The organism is Paraburkholderia saeva (assembly GCF_907164555.1).
In the GTDB taxonomy this organism is placed as follows: domain Bacteria; phylum Pseudomonadota; class Gammaproteobacteria; order Burkholderiales; family Burkholderiaceae; genus Paraburkholderia; species Paraburkholderia saeva.
In genome coordinates, this window is sequence record NZ_CAJQZC010000005.1 from 255759 (window position 1) to 276995 (window position 21237).

Annotated in this window: 19 protein-coding genes and 1 pseudogene; 11 read left to right on the forward strand and 9 right to left on the reverse strand. The window is 63.6% G+C overall.

The genetic code is table 11. The features are described 5' to 3' along the window. Positions 1–10 precede the first annotated feature (10 nt). Complete coding sequence (locus tag LPA36_RS15510; protein ID WP_228878136.1) at positions 11–301, forward strand: putative quinol monooxygenase; 291 nt, start codon at positions 11–13, stop codon at positions 299–301. Positions 302–439: 138 nt separating this feature from the next. Here the strand turns inward: LPA36_RS15510 and LPA36_RS15515 are convergent, their stop codons facing one another. The 3 genes from LPA36_RS15515 to LPA36_RS15525 form a co-directional block, all read right to left on the reverse strand. Continuing rightward, the gene (locus tag LPA36_RS15515; RefSeq protein ID WP_228878138.1) at positions 440–697 is read right to left on the reverse strand and encodes a DNA-binding protein; all 258 of its coding nucleotides are present in this window, start codon (positions 695–697) and stop codon (positions 440–442) included. A gap of 163 nt (positions 698–860) precedes the next feature. Further along, entirely contained in the window at positions 861–1085 is a 225-nt protein-coding gene (locus tag LPA36_RS15520) for a hypothetical protein (RefSeq protein WP_228878140.1), read from the reverse strand. Positions 1086–1340: 255 nt separating this feature from the next. Next, positions 1341–2060 (reverse strand): YdcF family protein, encoded by a 720-nt coding sequence (locus LPA36_RS15525; RefSeq protein ID WP_228878142.1) that lies wholly within the window; start codon positions 2058–2060, stop codon positions 1341–1343. Positions 2061–2304: 244 nt separating this feature from the next. Here LPA36_RS15525 and LPA36_RS15530 point away from each other — a divergent pair, with 244 nt between their 5' ends. Beyond that, entirely contained in the window at positions 2305–2628 is a 324-nt protein-coding gene (locus LPA36_RS15530; protein ID WP_228878143.1) for a hypothetical protein, read from the forward strand. A 328-nt stretch (positions 2629–2956) separates the two neighbouring features. On the opposite strand, the gene LPA36_RS15535 is transcribed toward LPA36_RS15530, so the two are convergent. Both LPA36_RS15535 and LPA36_RS15540 read right to left on the reverse strand, forming a co-directional pair. Next, the gene (locus LPA36_RS15535; protein ID WP_228878145.1) at positions 2957–3208 is read right to left on the reverse strand and encodes a hypothetical protein; all 252 of its coding nucleotides are present in this window, start codon (positions 3206–3208) and stop codon (positions 2957–2959) included. A gap of 297 nt (positions 3209–3505) precedes the next feature. Next, positions 3506–3901: pseudogene (locus LPA36_RS15540) on the reverse strand (transposase); the annotation flags it as partial. A gap of 408 nt (positions 3902–4309) precedes the next feature. On the opposite strand from LPA36_RS15540, the gene LPA36_RS15545 reads away from it, so the two are divergent. From LPA36_RS15545 to rluB, 4 genes are all read left to right on the forward strand, one after another. Then, positions 4310–5212 carry a LysR family transcriptional regulator gene (locus LPA36_RS15545; RefSeq protein ID WP_228878147.1) on the forward strand — a complete coding sequence of 301 codons (903 nt, stop codon included), beginning with the start codon at positions 4310–4312 and terminating at the stop codon, positions 5210–5212. A 79-nt stretch (positions 5213–5291) separates the two neighbouring features. After that, positions 5292–6500, forward strand: coding sequence for a pyridoxal phosphate-dependent aminotransferase (locus LPA36_RS15550; RefSeq protein ID WP_228878150.1), 1209 nt, complete (start codon positions 5292–5294; stop codon positions 6498–6500). A gap of 285 nt (positions 6501–6785) precedes the next feature. Continuing rightward, positions 6786–7943, forward strand: a complete 1158-nt coding sequence (scpB, locus tag LPA36_RS15555; RefSeq protein ID WP_228878162.1) for an SMC-Scp complex subunit ScpB — start codon at positions 6786–6788, stop codon at positions 7941–7943. 61 nt (positions 7944–8004) lie between these two features. After that, complete coding sequence (gene rluB, locus LPA36_RS15560) at positions 8005–9867, forward strand: 23S rRNA pseudouridine(2605) synthase RluB (RefSeq protein ID WP_228878164.1); 1863 nt, start codon at positions 8005–8007, stop codon at positions 9865–9867. Here the strand turns inward: rluB and LPA36_RS15565 are convergent. After that, the gene (locus LPA36_RS15565) at positions 9864–10136 is read right to left on the reverse strand and encodes a hypothetical protein (protein WP_228878166.1); all 273 of its coding nucleotides are present in this window, start codon (positions 10134–10136) and stop codon (positions 9864–9866) included. The two genes, rluB and LPA36_RS15565, sit on opposite strands and share 4 nt — an antisense overlap. Positions 10137–10273: 137 nt before the next feature. Between LPA36_RS15565 and rimP the strand changes: the two genes are divergently transcribed. The 5 genes from rimP (at position 10274) to truB (ending at position 16711) form a co-directional block, all read left to right on the forward strand. Continuing rightward, positions 10274–10732: a ribosome maturation factor RimP gene (gene rimP / locus LPA36_RS15570; RefSeq protein ID WP_228878168.1), complete on the forward strand. Its 459-nt coding sequence runs from the start codon at positions 10274–10276 to the stop codon at positions 10730–10732. Continuing rightward, positions 10729–12204 carry a transcription termination factor NusA gene (gene nusA / locus LPA36_RS15575; protein WP_228878169.1) on the forward strand — a complete coding sequence of 492 codons (1476 nt, stop codon included), beginning with the start codon at positions 10729–10731 and terminating at the stop codon, positions 12202–12204. Before rimP ends, nusA begins: the two co-directional genes overlap by 4 nt. Positions 12205–12297: 93 nt before the next feature. Further along, complete coding sequence (gene infB, locus LPA36_RS15580) at positions 12298–15210, forward strand: translation initiation factor IF-2 (RefSeq protein ID WP_228878170.1); 2913 nt, start codon at positions 12298–12300, stop codon at positions 15208–15210. A gap of 163 nt (positions 15211–15373) precedes the next feature. Further along, positions 15374–15739, forward strand: coding sequence for a 30S ribosome-binding factor RbfA (rbfA, locus tag LPA36_RS15585; RefSeq protein ID WP_228878171.1), 366 nt, complete (start codon positions 15374–15376; stop codon positions 15737–15739). 36 nt (positions 15740–15775) lie between these two features. Further along, the gene (gene truB, locus LPA36_RS15590) at positions 15776–16711 is read left to right on the forward strand and encodes a tRNA pseudouridine(55) synthase TruB (protein ID WP_228878172.1); all 936 of its coding nucleotides are present in this window, start codon (positions 15776–15778) and stop codon (positions 16709–16711) included. Positions 16712–16816: 105 nt separating this feature from the next. Here the strand turns inward: truB and LPA36_RS15595 are convergent, their stop codons facing one another. The 3 genes from LPA36_RS15595 to LPA36_RS15605 are packed head-to-tail and all read right to left on the reverse strand — an operon-like array spanning position 16817 to position 21213. After that, complete coding sequence (locus LPA36_RS15595; RefSeq protein WP_228878173.1) at positions 16817–18373, reverse strand: DHA2 family efflux MFS transporter permease subunit; 1557 nt, start codon at positions 18371–18373, stop codon at positions 16817–16819. A gap of 49 nt (positions 18374–18422) precedes the next feature. Next, positions 18423–19655: an HlyD family secretion protein gene (locus LPA36_RS15600; protein WP_228878174.1), complete on the reverse strand. Its 1233-nt coding sequence runs from the start codon at positions 19653–19655 to the stop codon at positions 18423–18425. A 58-nt stretch (positions 19656–19713) separates the two neighbouring features. Continuing rightward, positions 19714–21213, reverse strand: a complete 1500-nt coding sequence (locus LPA36_RS15605; protein ID WP_228878175.1) for an efflux transporter outer membrane subunit — start codon at positions 21211–21213, stop codon at positions 19714–19716. Positions 21214–21237: the final 24 nt, after the last annotated feature.

The following is a 21237-nucleotide window of genomic DNA, read 5'->3' on the forward strand; positions in this document are numbered from 1 at the left end:
GGAGCGCGATATGTCGGAAGTAGCAGTGGTGGCAATTTCGGTGGCGAAGCCGGGCTTCGAGGAGCAGTTGCGCGAGGCGATGGTCGGGATCGTCGGGCCGACGCGCAAGGAGCAGGGCGCGCTGCAATACGATCTGCATCGCGACCTGAAGGAGCCCCGCCGCTTCGTGTTTGTCGAGCGCTGGGAAAGCGAGACTGCGCTCGCCGCGCACGCAGGGTCCGCGCATATCGCGGCCTACAGGGAAGCCACGGCGCAATGGGTCGAGCACTTCGAAATTCGCGTTGTCACGAAGATCGCGTGATGCGCTGGCCTCCGGCATCGGGCTGCACGCCCATGCCGGATCAGCCAACCCCGGATGGACCGACGGCGGGCATGTGGCCGCCGTCGTCGTTCTGGTCTGCTCTCGATTGCTGAGCGGGCGTTTGCTCGAACAGGTGCGTTAGTGCGTGGCCTGCGGCACGTCGAGGATCAGGATGATCGTCCAGTCCGCGTCGCCTTCGTGATGGTACTGACGTTCGGCAACGATAAACGGCTGCTGCTTGCCAGCCGGGCCGAGGAAAAGCACGTCGCCTTCCATGGGCAGGCATTCGACCGGCGGCAACGCGAGAAACGCTTCCTGGCTGCCACGCGGCATCAGTTTTTCAATCTTGCGGGACGCTGCTTCGGTCCATTCGATGTCCAGCTGGATGTTGCTCATTCTGTCCTCCGCACCAGGGTGCGCACGGGTTGGGATGGGTGGGTGCGCGACTTTAGCATACCGTTACCCGGGCACCGGCAATAAAAAAGCCGAAGCCGGTGACGCCGGCTTCGGCTTTTTCTCCTTGATGCGGCAGGCCGTCGCCGCGACGCCGGAGCAGACGTTATTCGGCCTTCGCGGCTTTCTTCGACTTCGACGACTTGTGGCTGGCCGGCTTCGGCGCGCTTTCCATGGCTTGCTGCTTCGCCTGCAAATCCTGCGCGCGTTGTTCGACGTCGGCTGCCTTTGCGGGATCGGTGCTCATCGTGACGCCTTTGTCGGATTGCGCGTAGGCGGCCGTTGTCAGCGCGGAAAGGGCAACCAGGACTGCCAGGGACGCTTTTTTCATTGCTACCTCCGTAGAGTGGTTGATGGACCCAAGTAAAGCCTGTCCAGTCGGAACGACACTGCATTCTAGCGAGCAATGTCTGCTATCGCGGACCGCCGGTAACAGAATTGACAGTTCGTTACATTCGGTTACGAGTGGCGCAGATGCTTGATCTACGTACCGGTCAGGTCTCGATGCGTGCCGCATGTGCCGGCCGGCAGGGTGTCTTTACATGGGTCTGATCATTCGACCAGCATTTCGCATGCCGCGTTCTGCCTAGAACCAGCCGATCGCGTGATAGACGCGGAATTGTGCAATCCCGATCAATTCATGCAGCGCGATGTCGGCGTTGACGAGATTGATGTAGCGCGGCAGCACACCGACATGCGCGCGGCGCGTGTTGGAGATAACGGGCTGCGGGAAACAGCCGAAACGGTGGAAGTCGAGTAGCGCGCGGGGCATCTGGTGCGCGGATGTCACGAGTATCGTCGAATCGTAATGTTCGCGCTGCAGGATAGACACGACGCGCTTTGCGTTTTCGTAAGTCGTGAGACTGCGGTTTTCCAGCACGACGTCATTGCGTGCGACGCCGCGTGCAAGGAGCCAGGGCAGATAGGTGTCGGCTTCGGTGGCTTCGTGCCGCTGTGGATTGCCGCCGCTCACGATGACGTCGCAGCGCGCCGCGACGCGCGTGCAGTCCGCGTAGATTGCCGCGGTTTTCTCGATGCGGGCGATGGCATCGCGCTTCGGAATGAGGCGGCCGTTTGCGTCGTATTCGGTGCCGCTGCCGAGCATGACGATCGCGGCGCGGCCGGAGAAGGTTGCGCGTGCAACCGGGTGGGCGCCGTGCTGCGCCCACGCAAGAAGCGGTGCTGTTAGCCATCCGGACGAGAGCAGCCAGAACAGCGCGAGCGCGATAATGAGGACAGTCGAACGCTGCCGGCGCCATAGCAGGAAAGCTGCAAAAAAAAGCGCCAATAAAGTGAATAGAATCAATTTAAATGGGGTAACGTATGTCTTTCGGGACAATCTTCGCGCCTGCCATCGCACCGGTACGGATCGCATCGTCGGCACGGGGATAGAACGTCTGCACGGCGTTCGCACGGGGGTTCTGAATATAACAGGCAGCACCCGGTGGCAAACGGAACATCGGGCGAATCGGTGCTTCGCCTCTCACCAGTGGCGCGGTGACAAGCGTTGCGCAAGTCGTGTCATGGCTGCACTTTAAGAAAGAAGTGAGATGACCACGTATTCCAACGAAGCGGTACTCGAAGCGCTGAGGCGGGCGCAATATCGCCAGGTACCCTGGGCCAGACGACCCGGTGTTTTCGAATATCTTCGCGCGCTGGGTCTCATGGAGACCGTTCGACAGCGCACGGTGGCGCCGGCGCCGGGTTTTCATGCCCCGGTCGACATTGCGGTGCTGACGGAGCGGGGCAGGGCAGAGTTCGCGCGGCTTGAGCGCGACGAGCGCTCGCTGCAGTGGCACGAACACCGGATGAACGACTACCGCGCGCTCACACCTGCTGCGAGTCCCGCCGTCGCTCTCGAAGCCCGTTCGTAGCGCCCGCGGGTCCGGTCCATCAGGAACCGGCGCTTCACGCCGGCTAGACCACCTTTCGCAAAAAATCCGCAAGAAATCCGCAAAAAAAAGCCCGTATCGCGAGATACGGGCTTACCGGATTTACTGCTGCCACGCTGTGCTTATGGCTTGGGTGAGACAGCACGTGTTTCGAAGTGGTTCCCGGTATTGTTCGCATGTTTTGGCCAGCGCAGCAGCGGTGAAGCCGATGCATTCAGATCTGCTTGTCTGACGGCCACGCGCTTTTCTCTGACTTCCTTCATCAGGGTTTCACCCGGTCGGCTGCCAGCGGAACGCTCCGGGAAGATAACTAACGCCTGCGCTGATCGTTGCCGCGCGATGGATCGGGCCGCTCGCGGACATTGCTGGCGATATCGCCGCGCAGGTCGCCACGCGGCGTAGGCGGCGTAAAGCCGCGATCCGGTGCTCCGTTCTGCGACGCCTTAAGACCCGCAGGGCGGTCCGGATGCCAGTTCCACGACGGCGGCCGCTCCTGGGCGAGCGTGGGTACGGCAAGTGATGAAACCACCATGCCGCACAGAAGCAGGGACACTGGTTTCATGAGGGGCTCCCGTCAAGCCATGTGATTCAGGCTTGTTCGCATACTCGTACGGTATGCCTGGGAACGAAAGCATGCTGTAAATAATGGTAAAGAGATGTTTCGCCAACCACTGAATACCGCGTGGCGGTAACGATGCGAAACCTGCGATGGAAGATGCCGTGCCGCGACGTCAGCAGAACAGAAAAGAAGGAGGCAGAAACGCCTTCACCGTGATGGGAAAGAAGGAACCCGTTGCGCAACGGGGCCGCAGATGCGTGACGGGCGCCCGAAGGCGCCCGCAGGCAAGAGGTGGTGTCAGGCCATCTTGACCGGTGCGCGCCAGGATTCCGGATTGGTCCAGAATGCGCCGCGCAGGCGGTCGCGGCTCGGCGGTGCGGGCGGCTTCGCAGCCGTCGCGCCGATGCGTCCGCGCAGGGAAATCTCGCGGCCGCTCGTGCCCAGTCGCTTGACTATTTCGGCGAGCGTACCATCGGCCTGCCACTCGTCGAAACGACGGCGGCACGTGGGCGGCGACGGGTAACGGCCCGGCAGTTTCGACCAGCCTTCACCGGTGGACAGCACCCACAGCACGGCATTGACAACCGCGCGGGCTTCCACGCGAGGACGACCGCGTCGTTCGCTTCGTGCTGGCTCCGCACAAAACAACGCCTCGACCAGCGCCCACTCGTTGTCTCTCAAATCGTCGAACAGCATCATGTTTTCACCTCAGCGAAGCTAACTCCGGTGCGCTGCCCCGCGCCGCGCACTCTTCATGCACCCGAAATCGGGTGCCAGGCGGGGTCGGGCTTGCCACGGTAGAGCGAAAATCCAGCGGCGAGGAGCGCCGACCCAGTGATCACCCTTATGCATGAAGCGTGCCATTCCTTCAGCAAACGCTCCAGAACCCCATGACAACGGGCCAGCGCGGGCGCTAGCCAGGGGCGTATAAGAATCCAAAAAACCCATCTCGCAAATCGGGACAATCACCAATCTTGTGCAATCAGGCCCACCCAGCGTGCGCCTGCGCTTTATTGCTGCGCTGCAGCGAATGATGCTCGATGTCTTTGAACCGCCAGAAACAATACAATGCGCATGAAAGCCGTCAATTAATGAGGTGAAGGGATGAATGTGACGCTGCGCCAGTTGCGCGTTTTTATCGAGGTGGCACGGCTGCAGAGCTTCAGCCGGGCAGGCGACGAAATCGGGCTTACGCAGTCGGCGGTGAGTCGGTGTGTGCGCGAACTGGAGGCGGAAATCGGCCTCAAGCTGATCGACCGGACGACGCGCGAAGTGCAGTTGACGGACGTCGGCGGGAATCTGGTGTCGAGCGTGTCGCGGCTGCTCACGGATCTGGACGATGTGCTGCGCGAGATCCGCGAAATCGGCCAGCAACGACGTGGGCGCGTGGTGGTGGCGGCGAGCCCGACGGTGGCGTGCCGGCTGATGCCGCAGATCATCGCGAGCTGCGGGCGGGACTTTCCGTACGTCACGCTGGGCCTGCGCGACGACGTGCAGAGCGACGTGGTGCGCAAGGTGAAGTCGGGCGAAGTAGATTTCGGCGTCGTGATCGGCCCGTTTTCCGCCGACGACCTCATCAGCGAGCCGATGATGACCGATGCGTTTTGTCTCGTAGCGCGCAGCGATCATCGGCTGGCTGCGCAGGGGCAGGTCGCATGGACGGATCTGGAGGGCGAGCGGCTCGTGATGCTCGATTACGCATCGGGCAGCCGGCCGATCATCGATGCTGTCATGGCCGAGTACAACGTGACCGCAACCGTGGCGCAGGAGCTTGGCCATTCGGCGACGGTGTTTGGACTCGTCGACGCGGGCATTGGCGTGAGCGTGCTGCCGTGGCTGTCGTTGCCGCTGCCGGCGAACTCGTCGCTGGTGGCGCGGCCGCTGGTGCCGCGCGCGGAGCGGACGGTGGAGCTGGTGCGCCGCCGCGACCGCTCGCTGTCGCCCGCGGCCGAGGCGGTCTGGGGATTGATTCGCCAGCTGCCGGCGCGGGCGGAGGATTTGCGGTGAGAGGCGTCAGGCATCGAGAGCCTTTAAACTGGCACATCCTGGCCGTCGCGAACCCCTTCATCGATAACCCATCAGCACAATGACCGAACTGCATCTGCGTCACCCTTCAGCCCCGGATGCCCGGGATGCCGTCCGCGCGCTACGGCCCTCGCAGATCCGCGAAGTGGCGAATGCCGGTTTCGGGATCGCGGACGTCCTGCCGTTCTGGTTCGGCGAATCCGACCGGGTGACGCCGCAGTTCATCCGCGATGCGGCCAGCAATGCGCTTGCCGACGGCGCCACCTTCTACACGCACAATCTCGGCATCGCGCCACTTCGGGAGGCGCTCGCGGGTTACGTGAGCGCGCTTCACGGGGCGACCTCCGCCGCGCACGTCGCCGTCACCAGCGCCGGCGTGAACGCGCTCATGCTGGCCGCGCAACTCGTGGTCGGCGCGGGAGATCGCGTCGTCGCCGTGACGCCGCTCTGGCCCAACCTCGTCGAAATTCCCAAGATCCTTGGCGCACACGTTGAAACTGTCGCGCTCGACTATGGTGCGCATGGCTGGACGCTCGATCTGGACCGGCTGCTGGCGTCCCTGACGGCGGACACGAAGCTGCTGATGATCAACTCGCCGAATAACCCGACCGGCTGGGTCATGACGCGCGATCAGCAACGCGCGGTGCTTGAGCATTGTCGTCGCCGCGGTATCTGGATCGTCGCGGACGAAGTCTACGAACGCCTTTACTACCCCGACGATGCCGGCGGCGCCCGCACCGCGCCGTCGTTCCTCGATCTTGCAACACGCGACGAGCGGGTGATCTGCGTCAACTCGTTCTCGAAGGCGTGGCTGATGACGGGCTGGCGGCTTGGCTGGATCGTCGCACCGGTCGCGCTGATGGACGATCTGGGCAAGCTCGTCGAATACAACACGTCTTGCGCGCCGTCGTTCGTGCAGCAGGCGGGCGTCGCCGCGGTCGAGCGGGGCGAGTCGTTCGCGCGGCAACTCGTCGCTGATCTGCGCGCCTCACGCGATCATCTGGTGCGCGCGCTTGCTTCGATACCCGGCGTCGACATCAAGGCGCCGGCCGGTGCGATGTATCTGTTCTTTTCGCTGCCGGGCGCGACACGGAGTCTCGAACTATGCAAGGCGCTCGTCCGGAAAGCCGGGCTCGGGCTTGCACCGGGGAGCGCGTTCGGTCCTGAAGGCGAGGGTTTCGTGCGGTGGTGCTATGCCTGCGACACGGCGCGTCTCGATGCTGGTGTGGAGCGGCTGCAGCGTTACCTGACAGAGCAGAGCGGGCGGTGATACCCGCCGGACATCGACTGGACGGACTTCCCGGCGCTCGCGTGGCCGGTATTTCGCCTTTACGCTTCGATTTTTTTTGCGTAAGATGGCGCTCAGTCACGCGATTCCTTACGGGAATTTCGCTGCTCCGTCCGGCTGGGTTTGGCTCGATTAGCCTGTTTCGCCTCCCCCCGGTGCGTGCTCCCATCAATATGACCGATCAGAATCGGGCGAGCGCGTCTTCAGTTCCAAATCGTCTGTCTGATCCGGTTCTTTGACCCTAACTCATAAGGTCGACCTGGCTGCATGAATACCCAAGAGGCGAAAATCGTCCTCGAGACTGCCTTGATCTGCGCGCAGGAGCCGTTAAAGCTCGGCGAGTTGCGCAAGCTCTTTGCCGACGGCGTTTCGGCAGACACGGTTCGCACGCTGCTCGAAGACCTGAAGCTGGACTGGTCGGGGCGCGGGGTGGAGCTGGTCGGCCTGGCGTCTGGCTGGCGCTTTCAGAGCAAGCCTGCAATGCGCTCGTACCTGGACCGTCTGCATCCCGAGAAACCGCCGAAATATTCGCGAGCGGTGCTCGAGACCCTTGCGATCATCGCCTATCGCCAGCCCGTTACGCGCGGCGATATCGAAGAGATCCGTGGTGTGACGGTGAACACGCAGGTCGTCAAGCAGCTCGAAGATCGTGGCTGGATCGAAGTGATTGGTCATCGCGATGTGCCGGGGCGTCCGGCGCTGTACGCAACGACGCGCTCGTTCCTCGATGACCTGGGGTTGAAGGCGCTCGACGAACTGCCGCCGCTCGACGATCCGTCGGCGCAACTGAACGTGAACCTGCTGGGGCAGCACGCAATCGAATTCCCCGATGGCGAAGTCGCGGCGGGTGAGGCGGTTGAAGGGTCCGAAGCAGGCGATGCTTCCGACGCGGATGCCGATGCAGCGCCCGGTGAAGCAGCAGATGGCGAGGCAGTCGGCACGCTCGAAGCACCCGCAGACGCCGAAGCCGGCTCAGCGAACGTGCCGGAGAACACCGGCACGCAGGCAATTGACGATGCGCTGCACGCGCCTGCTGTGAGCGGTGAGAACGCGCCGGCCAGTGCAGGTGCCGATGAAGCGCAATCGCTCGCGGCGCAAGCCGGTGAACACACGCATTCTGCCGAAACGTCCGGCGAAGTTCGTACCGCTGCGCACGCGCAGCCGGTGGCGCCGTTCGCCGAAGCAGATGTGGAAACGGAAGCTGGCGATGCTTCAGGCGTCGCTGGACATGCAGAAAATCAGGATCCGGTCTCCCTGGCCGATCCCGTAATACCCGCGCACGGCTCGGGCGAACTTCGCGAAACGGAGCACGCCATTGAGTCGAACCCGACACGTGCGGCACACGACGATCAGGAAGATCGTGACGATGCCGTGCGGGACGCAGGCCTCCTGACTGACGACGAAACTGAGTCGCGCAGCGCCTGACGTAACCGAACTTTTGCCGCGCTCGCAATGGGCGCGCGCGACCTGACATTTTGAGGTTGTTTTGACACATACCCACGACACCGATTCGTCCGAATCCGAGCGCGCCGTGAAATCTGCACGTCCTGACGAGACGCGCGACTCACAGGCACCGGCCGGCGAAAGCGATCGCACGGGCGACACTGCGGGCGCCGACGGCGAAGACCGTCCGCGTCGCGGTCTGCGCCGCGGTCCGCGCAGCCTGATTGCGCGTCGCCGTTCGGGCGCGAAGACGAAGGGCGCGGAAGGCGCGCCGGCACAAGGCGAGCAGACATCGACAGAAGCGCCGCCGGACGGCGAAGTGGTCGCGCAGCCGCGTCCGCCGCGCAAGGATGGCGGTCCGCGACAAGGCCAGGGTCAAGGCCAGGGCCAGCGTCGGAATGCGGGCGGCAAGCGGCCCCAGGCGCCCCGTGACGGTGCGCCGCGCGAAGGTGGCCAACGCGAAGGCGGTCAGCGGCAGCAGAACCGCCGCGGCGAAGCGCCGGTCGCAGCCGCTGCAACCGACGCTCCGGCGGACGATCTTTTCTCGTATGTGACGTCGCCGGCATTCGATGCCGACAACAGCGCGACTGGCGGCGTACGCGCGCCGATGCTGCGCCGTGGCCGTGCCGCGGCGCCGAAGCGCGTGCTCTCGCCGGACGACGACGCGCCGAAACTGCACAAGGTGCTTGCTGAAGCGGGCATGGGTTCGCGCCGCGACATGGAAGAGCTGATCATCGCCGGACGGGTGTCCGTCAACGGCGAGCCGGCGCACATCGGTCAGCGCATCATGCCGACCGACCAGGTCCGCATCAACGGCAAGCCCGTCAAGCGCAAGCTGGCGAACAAGCCGCCGCGCGTGCTTCTGTATCACAAGCCGACTGGCGAAATCGTCAGCCACGCAGACCCGGAAGGCCGTCCTTCGGTATTCGACAAGCTGCCGCCGATGAAAACCGCCAAGTGGCTCGCGGTCGGCCGTCTCGACTTCAACACGGAAGGTCTGCTGATGCTGACCACGTCGGGCGATCTGGCGAACCGCTTCATGCATCCGCGTTATAGCGTCGAGCGTGAATACGCGGTGCGTGTCGTCGGCGAACTCGCTGAAGGCATGCGTCAGAAGCTGTTGCACGGCGTCGAGCTCGACGACGGCCCGGCGAATTTCCTGCGCATCCGCGATGGCGGCGGCGAAGGCACGAATCACTGGTATCACGTTGCGCTCGCCGAAGGCCGGAATCGCGAAGTGCGCCGTATGTTCGAAGCGGCTGGCCTGATGGTGAGCCGGCTGATCCGTACACGTCACGGCCCGATCTCACTGCCGAAGGGGCTGAAGCGCGGTCGCTGGGAAGAACTCGAAGACAATCAGGTGCGCAGCCTGATGGCATCGGTGGGCCTCAAGGCACCGGCCGAGGAAAAGGGCGGTCGCAATGCGGCGCCGGAACGCCGTCAGCCGGATCCGATGCAGACGTCGATGGGCTTCATCAACCGCGAGCCGGTGCTGATGTCGCACGCACGTCTGACTGACCCGGCACCGCGCGGCCAGGGCCGTCGCGGCAGCGCAGGTGGTGGCTTTGGCGGTGGCGCATCGTCGGGCTTCGGCGGCGCGGGAGCTGGCGGATACGGCGGCCGTGGTGCAGGCGGTGCCGGCGGTCGGGGTGGTAATCCGGGTCCGCGTGGCGGACGCGAAATCGATGGCAACCGTGCGCCTTCGGGCAATGGTGGCAATCGTGCGGCGGCTGGCGGCGGTGCGAACCGGGCCGGTAGCGGCGGCGGCGCACGTACACCGGGCGGCGGTCGTGGTGGTAATGCGGGTGGCGCCGCCGCGGGCAACCGCGCGGGTGGCAACCCCAACGCGGCCGGCAATCGGGGCGGTCCGCGCGGCACGACGCGCAACCGCACACGCGGCCGCTAGGGCGCCGGATGAATCGTGCGCCGGATGGCAAGGCTGACCGCCACCGGCGTACGAACATGATGTGCTTGTCGCGTCGTCGCAAGCTTCGCTAAAACGCAGGGTAAACCGTGAAATTCCTGTGAAAACAGGCTTCCGCGGGCGTTCTGCGGCCCGTGCAGGTTTGCGTTTGTCCTGAAAAATGCTACAATCGCGAAGTCGCTGGGCGTGCGGCTTTTCTTGTGCGGCTCAGGTGCGACCACCGGCAACAAGATGATGGGCGTTTCGCCCATTTTTTTTTGCCGTCGCGGTTTAGCATCTCGGGTAGCACGAACGTGCGCCGGCCTGGCGCGCGGCCCGCAGGTGTAATCGTTGGGGCAACCCGGTTAGCAACCCGCTGGCCCGCCGCGCGAACATCTTAGAGGGCACTGTGCAACTGACGGAACTGATTGAAACCACGGTCGTGGGCCTCGGCTATGAACTCGTCGATCTCGAGCGCACCGGGCACGGCATGCTGTGCGTGTATATCGACCAGCCGGCCGGCATCGCAATCGAAGACTGCGAGAAGGTCACGCGTCAGCTCCAGCACGTTCTGACGGTCGAAAACATCGATTACGAGCGGCTCGAAGTATCGTCGCCCGGGCTCGACCGTCCGCTGAAAAAACTGGCGGACTTCGAACGCTTCGCTGGCAGCGAAGTGGTTATCACGTTGAAAAAGCCATTGGACGGACGGAAATCGTACCGGGGCATCCTGCATGCACCCGAAGGCGAAACGATCGGTCTGGAATTCGAAGGGAAGGAAGGCGCCGCGATGCTCGATTTTACGGTCGCAGATATCGACAAGGCACGCCTCGTCCCCAAAGTTGACTTTAGGAGCCGCAAACAATGAGTCGCGAAGTGTTGATGCTGGTGGATGCGCTGGCACGCGAGAAGAACGTCGACAAGGACGTGGTTTATGCCGCCCTTGAGGCGGCGCTCGCTTCGGCCTCCAAGAAACTCTTCGAAGAAGATGCGGACATCCGCGTCCATATCGACCGTGAGAGCGGCGAGCATGAAACTTTCCGCCGCTGGCGCGTGGTGCCGGACGAAGCCGGTTTGCAGGAACCGGATCAGGAAATCCTGCTGTTCGAAGCACGCGAGCAGAAGGCCGACATCCAGCTCGACGAATTCATCGAAGAACCGGTGCCGTCGATCGAATTTGGCCGTATCGGCGCGCAGGCCGCCAAGCAGGTGATCCTGCAGAAGGTGCGCGACGCCGAACGCGAACAGATCCTGAACGACTTCCTGGAGCGCGGCGAACACATCATGACCGGCTCGGTCAAGCGCCTCGACAAGGGTAATTTCATCGTTGAAACCGGCCGTGTCGAAGCGCTGCTGCGCCGCGACCAGCTGATTCCGAAGGAAAACCTGCGCGTCGGCGACCGGGTTCGCGCGTATATCGCGAAGGTCGATCGCACCGCCCGCGGTCCGCAGATCGAACTGTCGCGTACCGCGCCCGAATTCCTGATGAAGCTGTTCGAGATGGAAGTGCCGGAAATCGAACAGGGCCTGCTGGAAATCAAGGCGGCGGCCCGCGATCCGGGCGTTCGCGCGAAGATTGGCGTGGTCGCGTACGACAAGCGTATCGACCCGATTGGCACGTGCGTGGGCATTCGCGGTTCGCGCGTGCAGGCCGTCCGTAATGAGCTTGGTGGCGAAAACGTCGACATCGTGCTATGGTCGGAGGATCCCGCACAGTTCGTGATCGGCGCCCTCGCGCCGGCAGCTGTCCAGTCGATCGTCGTCGATGAAGAAAAGCATTCGATGGACGTCGTCGTAGACGAAAACGAACTTGCGGTCGCAATTGGCCGTAGTGGCCAGAACGTGCGTCTTGCCAGCGAACTCACCGGCTGGCAGATCAACATCATGACGCCGGACGAATCTGCACAAAAGCAGAATCAGGAACGCAGCGTACTGCGTGACCTGTTCATGGCGCGTCTCGATGTCGACGAAGAAGTTGCCGACATCCTGATCGATGAGGGCTTTACGAGCCTCGAAGAGATTGCCTATGTGCCGCTCAACGAGATGCTCGAAATCGAAGCCTTCGACGAAGACACCGTACACGAATTGCGCAATCGCGCCCGCGATGCATTGCTGACGCAGGCGATTGCAAATGAAGAGAAGGTCGAAAACGTAGCGCTCGACCTGAAGAGCCTTGATGGCATGGACGCCGACCTGCTCGCGAAGCTGGCCGAACACCAGATCCAGACCCGCGACGAACTCGCGGAACTGGCGGTGGACGAGCTGACCGAGATGACAGGTATGGAAGAAGAGGCTGCCAAGGCGTTGATCATGAAGGCCCGTGAACACTGGTTCCAGTGAAAATGACCATGACCCACTGACCTGAAAGCGGCCGTCAGGCCGCATGACCCGATGCTAACCGCAAGGAATCGGTCCTTGCATTAAGAGGAATGAATGGCGAGTAACAACGTAGCCCAATTTGCCGCGGAACTGAAAATGCCTGCCGGCGTGCTGCTCGAGCAGCTGCAGGCGGCGGGCGTCACAAAAGCGAGCGAAGACGACACCCTGTCCGAAACGGACAAGGCGCGTCTGCTCGACCACTTGCGCAAGTCGCACGGTTCGACTGATGCCGACAAGCGCAAGATCACGCTGACGAAACGGCACACGTCGGAGATCAAGCAATCCGACGCGACGGGCAAAGCTCGCACCATTCAGGTCGAAGTGCGCAAGAAGCGCACGTTCGTCCGCCGTGACGAAGCGGCTGGCGAAGGCGGTGATGCATCGAATCATGTGGCTGAGAATGTCGCCGAGGTCGATGACCTTGAACTCCAGCGTCGCGAGGAAGAAGCGCGGCACGAAGCCGAGCTGCTCGAAAAGCAGGCGCAGGAGCTGAAGGCACGTCAGGAACAGCTCGAACGCGAAGAAGCAGAGCGCCAGGCACGCGAACAGGCGGCCGAGGCGGAGCGTCGTCGCGCGGAAGAAGAAGCCGCGAAAAAGCGTGCAGCGGTCGCGGAAGCGGCAGCGCGCGTCGAAGCCGAGCAGGTAGAGCCCGTTCAGCCGGAACGCGCGTCCGAGCAGGACGACGAACGTGCCGCCGCGGAGCGCGCAGCGCAACGCGAAGCCGCGAAGAAGGCGGAAGACGCAGCGCGTCAGGCTGCCGAAAAAACGCGTGCCGAGCAGGAAGAAGTCAGCAAGCGTCGTGCGGCGGCTGAAGCCGAAGCGCGCGCGATCCGCGAAATGATGAACACGCCGCGCAAGGCGCAGCAGGCCAAGGCGCCGGAACCGGCACCGAAGCCCGCTGAACCGGCGAAGGCCGCGGAAGCCAAGGGTACGTTGCACAAGCCGGCGCGCCCGGAAGGTGCAGCAACGGCGCGTCCGGCTGCAAAGAAGCCGGCGGCTGCTCCCGCCACGACGGCAGCGCCGTCTTCGGTTGGCGACAAGAAGAAGCCGGGTGGCGGCAAGGGCGGCTGGCAGGACGACGCAGCGAAGCGCCGCGGCATCAAGACGCGCGGCGATTCCAGCGGCGGCGTCGATCGCGGCTGGCGCGGCGGCCCGAAGGGTCGTGGCAAGCATCAGGATCAGAACACCACGTTCCAGGCACCGACTGAACCGATCGTGCGTGAAGTGCACGTGCCGGAAACGATTACGGTTGCCGATCTGGCGCACAAGATGGCAGTGAAGGCTTCGGAAGTCATCAAGTCGATGATGAAGCTTGGCCAGATGGTCACGATCAACCAGATGCTGGACCAGGAAACGGCGATGATCATCGTCGAGGAACTGGGCCATCACGCGGTTGCGGCGAAGCTGGACGATCCGGAAGCGATGCTCGTCGAGGGCGAAATCTCCGACGCTGAAGCGCTGCCGCGTCCGCCGGTCGTCACCGTCATGGGTCACGTCGACCACGGCAAGACGTCGCTCCTCGATTACATCCGTCGTGCGAAGGTTGCGGCGGGCGAAGCCGGCGGCATTACGCAGCATATCGGCGCATATCACGTCGAAACGCCGCGTGGCGTCATCACGTTCCTCGACACGCCGGGTCACGAGGCCTTCACGGCCATGCGTGCACGTGGTGCAAAGGCAACGGACATCGTGATTCTGGTGGTTGCAGCCGACGACGGCGTGATGCCGCAGACGAAGGAAGCGATCGCCCACGCGAAGGCGGGCGGCGTCCCCCTCGTCGTCGCGATCAACAAGATCGACAAGCCGGATGCAAATCTGGACCGCGTGAAGCAGGAACTCGTCGCGGAAGGCGTCGTGCCGGAAGAGTACGGTGGCGATTCGCCGTTCGTGCCGGTGTCGGCGAAGACCGGCGCGGGCATCGACGACCTGCTCGAAAACGTGCTGCTGCAGGCTGAAGTGCTCGAACTGAAGGCGCCGATCGACGCGCCGGCCAAGGGTCTCGTTATCGAAGCGAAGCTCGACAAGGGTAAGGGTCCGGTTGCAACGATCCTCGTCCAGTCCGGTACGTTGAACCGTGGCGACGTCGTGCTCGCAGGCAGCGCCTACGGCCGCGTGCGTGCGATGCTCGACGAAACCGGCAAGCCGACCAAGTCGGCAGGTCCGTCGATTCCGGTCGAAATTCAAGGGCTGTCGGAAGTCCCGGCGGCGGGCGAAGAAGTCATCGTCATGCCGGACGACCGCAAGGCGCGCGAAGTTGCACTGTTCCGTCAAGGCAAGTTCCGCGACGTCAAGCTGGCCAAGCAACAGGCCGCGAAGCTCGAGAACATGCTCGAACAGATGGGCGAAGGCGAAGTGCAGTACCTGCCGCTTATCGTCAAGGCCGACGTGCAGGGCTCACAGGAAGCACTCGTCCAGTCGCTGCTCAAGCTGTCGACCGACGAAGTGCGCGTGCAGGTCGTGCACAGCGCGGTGGGCGGCATCAGCGAATCCGACGTCAACCTGGCAACGGCTTCGAAGGCAGTCATCATTGGCTTCAACACGCGTGCGGATGCGCAGGCGCGCAAGCTCGCGGAATCCAATGGCATCGATATCCGCTACTACAACATCATCTATGACGCAGTGGATGAGGTGAAGGCGGCGATGTCGGGCATGCTGGCGCCGGAGAAGCGCGAAGTGATCACCGGTATGGTCGAAGTGCGTCAGGTCTTCAAGGTACCGAAGATCGGCGCGGTGGCCGGTTGTATGGTCACGGACGGTGTCGTCAAGCGCTCGTCGTCGGTGCGCGTGCTGCGCAACAACGTCGTCATCTTCACGGGCGAGCTCGATTCGCTCAAGCGCTTCAAGGACGACGTCAAGGAAGTCCGTCAGGGCTTCGAGTGCGGTATGTCGGTGAAGAACTTCAACGATATCGTCGAAGGCGACCAGTTCGAAGTCTTCGAAGTCACGGAAGTCGCGCGTACGCTGTAAGTCAGGCGCAGCGCTCGAAGGGCGGAGCGGGCGCTTGCCCGGCTCCGCCCTTTGTTTTTGTGTCGGCATGTGTGTGCGGATTCAGGTCGCGGCGGGTCACTTCATGACCTTTCCGCTAGCGCCTGAGTGCCACGCAACCGACAAACCGGATCACGGATTCACCATGCCTAAAAAACGTTCTTCTCCCAATCGCAACGTGCAGATCGCCGATCAGATCCAGCGCGATCTGTCCGAGCTGCTGCGCGAAGTGAAAGACCCGCGCATCGGACTCGTCACGTTCCAGAGCGTCGAATTGACGCCGGACTATGCTCACGCGAAAGTGTTCTTCACGACGCTGACGGGCGATCCGCAGCAGACCCAGGACGCGCTCAATCACGCCGCCGGCCATCTGCACAACCAGCTGTTCAAGCGCCTGCACATTCACACGGTGCCGACGCTACATTTCCACTACGACAAGACGATCGAGAAGGCCGTCGAAATGTCGCGTCTGATCGATGAAGCGAATGCTTCGCGTGCCAAAGACGAGTGAGATCACGTCCCTCATACCAGCCCGCGCTCGATTGATATGACTGCACCGCAACGCCCGCGCATTCCGCGCCGCGCGCTCGACGGCGTGCTGCTGCTCGACAAGCCCATCGGCCTGTCGAGCAATGACGCGCTGATCCGCGCCAAGCGTCTCTATCTCGCGAAGAAGGCGGGCCACACGGGCACGCTCGATCCGCTCGCGTCGGGTCTCCTGCCGCTGTGTTTCGGCGAGGCGACGAAGTTCTCGCAGGATCTGCTCGAGGCCGACAAAACGTATGAAGCAACGATGCGTCTCGGCATTCGTACGACTACCGGCGACGCCGAAGGCGAAGCCGTCGAAACACGGGAAGTCGCGTGCGACGAGGCGGCGGTGATCGAGGCCATGGCGCGGTTTCGCGGCGACATCGTCCAGATTCCGCCGATGTATTCCGCGCTGAAGCGCGACGGCAAGCCGCTGTACGAATACGCGCGCGCGGGGCAGGTGGTCGAGCGGGAAGGGCGTCACGTCACGATTCACGTGCTTGAGCTGATTGCGTGTGCGCTGCCCGATGTAACGTTCCGGGTTACGTGCAGCAAGGGCACCTACGTTCGCACGCTCGCCGAGGATATCGGCGCAGCGCTCGCGTGCGGCGCGCACCTGGTGGCGCTGCGTCGCACGGGCGTCGGCGCCTTGACGCTGGAACATGCGGTCACGCTCGATGCGCTCTCGGACGCGACCGAATCCGCGCGTGACGCGTGGCTGCAACCGGTCGACGCGTTGCTGTCGACGTTTCCGGAAGTGCAGCTCGACGCCGAAGCGACGCGTCGTTTTCTGCACGGCCAGCGTCTGCGGCTCGACGAGCTGGCCATCAGCCAGGATGTGCTGAACGCGTCGCCGCGCATGCGTGTGTATGGCGAAGGCCGGCTCCTCGGCGTTGCAAAGGCAGGCGAAGGCGTGCTTGCACCGGAGCGACTCGTTGTCACTGCCGCGAACTGAAGCGCGAACCAGAGCTCACAACGAAAAAAAGCGGTGCCACATGATTGCGGCACCGCTTTTTTCATTCTCCGACGCATCAAACGTCAGCCCGCGGATAAACGAACCTTAGTGCGCCGCCGCTGCCGCGGCTCCCGCGTCGCCGCCGGCCCGCTCCGGCTTCGTGACCCAGATCAGGGCGATCAGCGCGACAAAGATACCAGCCGAAACAAAGAACAGGTCGTTCACGCCAAGCTGCGCGGCCTGCTGCGTCGCCATCGTGTTGAAGAGGCCGAACGCCTGCGGCTGGCTGAACCCGGTTGCACCGAGTTGCTGCATCGAATGATCGAACACGGGGTTGTAGGCGTTTGCCTGTTCCGTGAGTTGTGCGTGGTGCATGATCGTCCGGTGATCCCATGCGGTCTGGAAGATCGACGTGCCGATACCGCCGCACATGATCCGCACGAAATTCGACAGGCCCGACGCGGCCGGAATCCGGTTGCCCGGCAAGCCCGACAACGTGATCGACACCAGCGGAATAAAGAATCCGGCCATGCCGATGCCCTGAATCAGCGTCGGCGCGAGGAGCGAATACGTATCGACGCCCGTGGTGTAGCGCGAGCGCATCCAGAAGCACAGTGCGAACACGAGGAACGACGCCGTCGCAATATAGCGCGGGTCGGTGCGCGGCAGGAACTTGCCGGTGAGCGGTGAAAGCAGCACCGCGAAGAGGCCAACCGGCGCCATCACGAGCCCGGCCTGCGTCGCCGTGTAGCCGATGTCGGTCTGCAGCCACAGCGGCAGCAGCACGAGGTTGCCGAAATACAGGCCGTAGCCGATCGACAGCGCGACGGTGCCGCCGGTGAAATTGCGCTTCGAGAAGAGCGACAGGTCGACCACCGGATGCTCCGCCGTCAGTTCCCAGACGATGAAGAACGCGAGCGCGATCACCGCGGTGAGCGCGAGCACGACGACCGTCGTCGACGAGAACCAGTCGAGGTCCTTGCCCTTGTCGAGCATGATCTGCAGCGAGCCGACCCACGTGATCAGCAGCGCGAGACCGACACCGTCGATCGGAGCCTTGCGGATCACAGAGTCGCGATTGCGGAAGATCGCCCACGTCGCAGCCGCGGCCACGATGCCGACCGGAATGTTCACGTAGAAGATCCACGGCCACGAGATGTTGTCGGAGATCCAGCCGCCGAGAATCGGCCCGGCGACCGGCGCAATCAGTGTGGTCATCGCCCACATCGAAAGCGCCATCGGCGCCTTCGCGCGCGGATAGCTCGCGAGCAGCAGTGTTTGCGACAGCGGAATCATCGGACCTGCGACCGCGCCTTGCAGCACGCGCGACGCGAGCAGGAAAGGCAGCGTCGGCGCGAGCCCGCACATCCACGACGAGATCACGAACAGGATGATCGACGCCATGAAGAGACGCACCTGGCCGATACGCTCGGTGAGCCAGCCCGTCAGTGGCACGGAGATCGCGTTAGCCACCGCGAACGACGTGATCACCCACGTGCCCTGATCCGACGAAACGCCGAGGTCGCCCGAAATCGACGGGATCGACACATTTGCAATCGACGTATCGAGCACGTTCATGAAAACCGCGAGCGAAACGGCGATCGTGCCGATCACCAGTTGCGCACCCTCCAGCGGAGGGTGCGGGACTTGAGCCTGAGCCATGAAACCTTTTGAAGTGTTACCGGTATGGCGGAATCCGCCATGACGCTGCTTACATCAGCTTCGCCGCGCCTTTTGCACCGCGATCGGCGGCTTTCGCGCCACTGTACTGGCCGCCGTTCGGGCCCGCGTTCGCCGCGATGATGCGTGCGATTTCGGCATCGGCCTGGTCGCCGTATTTGTCGAACACGCTGGTCTGGTAGACCGTGTTCGGCGCGTTGCCGAGCTGGCCGCCGTTTTCGTTCCTGATGTCGACGTCAGCCTGCATCGACAGGCCGATACGCAGCGGATGCGCCGCGAGTTCCTGCGGATCGAGGGCGATACGGACCGGCAGACGCTGCACGACCTTGATCCAGTTCCCCGTTGCGTTCTGCGCGGGCAGCAGCGAGAACGCCGAACCCGTGCCGGCGGAGAAGCCGACGACCTTGCCGTGGAACTTCACGCCCGAACCGTAGACGTCAGCCGTCAGCTCGACCGGCTGGCCGATGCGCATGTGCTTCAGCTGCACTTCCTTGAAGTTCGCGTCAACCCAAACGGCGCCAAGCGGCACGATCGCCATCAGTGGCGTGCCCGGCGAGACGCGCTGGCCGACCTGCACCGAACGCTTCGCGACATAGCCCGTGACTGGCGCCGGCAACGTATTGCGCGCGTTGTTCAGATACGCGTCGCGGACCTTCGCGGCCGCAGCCTGGACGTTCGGGTGATTCGCGATCGTCGTGTTTGCGGTCAGCGCGCGGTTCGCGGCGAGCTGCTGTTGCGCGGCGTCGACGGCAGCCTGCGCGCTCTTCACGGCGTCGCGGGCGTGCGAGATTTCTTCCTGTGAAACCGCGCCCGTTTGCGCCACCGTCATACGGCGCTTCAGGTCGTCCTGCGCGCGCGAGAGATCGGACTGACGCACGGCGACCTGGGCCAGATACTGGCTGTCGTCGGCGAAGAGGCCGCGCACCTGGCGTACGACCTGCGCGAGATTCGCCTCAGCCGATTCGAGCGCGACGCGCGAATCCGCCGGGTCCAGTACGACGACGGGGTCGCCGGTCTTGACCGTCTGCGTGTCGTCGGCGTTCACCGAGACGACCGTGCCCGTCACCTGCGGTGTGATCTGAACGACGTTGCCGTTCACGTAGGCGTCGTCGGTGTCTTCGTGATAGCGCGCGACGAGGAAGTAATAAAGGCCATACGCAATCGCAGCGATCAGGATCACGATGACAAGCAGCGTCATCATCAGCTTGCGCTTGCCGCTGTTTGCCGGTTGCGAGCTCGCGGCGGGCTGTTGGGGGGTGCTCATTGATGTGCTCCGTATTCTCTCAGTCTTCGTCGTTTATCCGGATGGCGTTCGGCCCGGCTCAGTTCGATGCGTGCGCGGTGGAAGCGGGTGCGTCGGTCGGCACCACGAGACCCGTCTGCGTTGCGTCGAACCCGCCGCCGAGCGCCTTGATCAGCGCGATCTGCATGTCGCGGCGCTTCATCTTGAGGTTCGTCACCGTCTGTTCGGCGGCGAGGCGGTTCTGGTCGGCGGTCAGCACCTGCAGTTGCGGCGACAGACCGGCGCGGTAGCGGATCACCGCGAGTTCGTACGCCTTCGTCGACGCATCGAGCGCACGCTGTGCGTCGCCCGACTGCTGGTCGATCGAGCGGATCGACGCCACCTGGGTCGCCACATCCGACAACGCATTGATCAGCGTCTGGTTGTAGTTCGCGATGTCGAGATCGAAGTCGGCGTAGCGGCCTTTCAGTTGCGAGCGCAGCGCGCCGGCATCGAAGATCGGCAGATGGATCGCCGGGCCGAACTGCGCCTGGCGGCTCGAGAGCTTCAGGAAGTTGCTCCAGCCGAACGCATCGAAACCGAAACCGGCCGCGAGGTTCACGTCCGGGAAGAACTCGGCTTTCCCTTCCTTGATGTCGTGCGTCGCGGCTTCGACCTGCCAGCGCGCGGCGACGATGTCCGGGCGGCGCGCCACGAGGTCGGCCGGCAGGTTGTCCGGCAGCACGACCGGTGCGCCTGCGGTCATGACCGGTTTGGCGATCTGCAGGCCACGATCCGGCCCTTTGCCGAGCAGCGCGCCCAGCTGGTAGCGCACGGTGGTGATCTGGCCGTCGAGTTCGGTCAGGTTCGCCTGGCTCGTGGCGATATTGCCGTTGGCCGTCTGCCGTTCGACGTTTGTATCGAGACCCGCGACAACGCGGCCGTTCGTGATCGAGCCGATCGTCTTCCGGTTGTCGATCTCGCTCTGGGCGATATCGCGCAATGCGTAGAGCTGCGCGAGCTGGTTGTACGTGCGCGCCACCGACGACGCGAGCGTCACGCGCGCCTGCTGCATGTCGGCTTCGGCGGCCTTTTCCTTCGAAACCGCCTGGCCGAGCTTTTCACGGTTCTTGCCCCACAGGTCCAGATCCCACGACGCGCTCGCGAGCACGTTGTTCTCGCTGTACCACGTACCGCCGAAGGGCGGCGGGAAGAGGGCGTTCTCCGAATACAGTTCGCGGGTCCACGAATAACTGGCGTTCGCCTTTGGATACAGGTTCGAACGCGAGCTTTCGATGTACGACGATGCCTTGGCAATGCGCGCCTGCGCCTGCGCGATCGACGGGCTGCCGTCGAGCGCCTCGGCGATCAGCGCCGGCAGTTGCGGGTCGCCGAACTGGTTCGCCCAGTCGAGCGATGGCCACTGGCCGCCCTGTGCGGGAACGCTCTGCGCCGATTCGTACTGCGCCGCCGACGCCATCTGCTTGTCGCTCTTGATACCGATGTAGTTCGCGCAGCCCGAGAGGGCGAGCGCTGCCACCGCCGAAGCGACGACAGCCCGGCTCGACAGCGCCGGCGCGGACAGGGAAAGGGATTTCATTCGCTCGACTCTTCTATGAGTGAT

Coding starts and splice junctions, on each gene's coding strand:
- LPA36_RS15510 (WP_228878136.1), top strand. CDS start 11: ATGTCGGAAGTAGCAGTGGTGGCAATTTCGGTGGCGAAGCCGGGCTTC.
- LPA36_RS15515 (WP_228878138.1), bottom strand. CDS start 697: ATGAGCAACATCCAGCTGGACATCGAATGGACCGAAGCAGCGTCCCGC.
- LPA36_RS15520 (WP_228878140.1), bottom strand. CDS start 1,085: ATGAAAAAAGCGTCCCTGGCAGTCCTGGTTGCCCTTTCCGCGCTGACA.
- LPA36_RS15530 (WP_228878143.1), top strand. CDS start 2,305: ATGACCACGTATTCCAACGAAGCGGTACTCGAAGCGCTGAGGCGGGCG.
- LPA36_RS15535 (WP_228878145.1), bottom strand. CDS start 3,208: ATGAAACCAGTGTCCCTGCTTCTGTGCGGCATGGTGGTTTCATCACTT.
- LPA36_RS15545 (WP_228878147.1), top strand. CDS start 4,310: ATGAATGTGACGCTGCGCCAGTTGCGCGTTTTTATCGAGGTGGCACGG.
- LPA36_RS15550 (WP_228878150.1), top strand. CDS start 5,292: ATGACCGAACTGCATCTGCGTCACCCTTCAGCCCCGGATGCCCGGGAT.
- scpB (WP_228878162.1), top strand. CDS start 6,786: ATGAATACCCAAGAGGCGAAAATCGTCCTCGAGACTGCCTTGATCTGC.
- LPA36_RS15565 (WP_228878166.1), bottom strand. CDS start 10,136: ATGGGCGAAACGCCCATCATCTTGTTGCCGGTGGTCGCACCTGAGCCG.
- nusA (WP_228878169.1), top strand. CDS start 10,729: ATGAGTCGCGAAGTGTTGATGCTGGTGGATGCGCTGGCACGCGAGAAG.
- infB (WP_228878170.1), top strand. CDS start 12,298: ATGGCGAGTAACAACGTAGCCCAATTTGCCGCGGAACTGAAAATGCCT.
- rbfA (WP_228878171.1), top strand. CDS start 15,374: ATGCCTAAAAAACGTTCTTCTCCCAATCGCAACGTGCAGATCGCCGAT.
- truB (WP_228878172.1), top strand. CDS start 15,776: ATGACTGCACCGCAACGCCCGCGCATTCCGCGCCGCGCGCTCGACGGC.
- LPA36_RS15595 (WP_228878173.1), bottom strand. CDS start 18,373: ATGGCTCAGGCTCAAGTCCCGCACCCTCCGCTGGAGGGTGCGCAACTG.
- LPA36_RS15600 (WP_228878174.1), bottom strand. CDS start 19,655: ATGAGCACCCCCCAACAGCCCGCCGCGAGCTCGCAACCGGCAAACAGC.
- LPA36_RS15605 (WP_228878175.1), bottom strand. CDS start 21,213: ATGAAATCCCTTTCCCTGTCCGCGCCGGCGCTGTCGAGCCGGGCTGTC.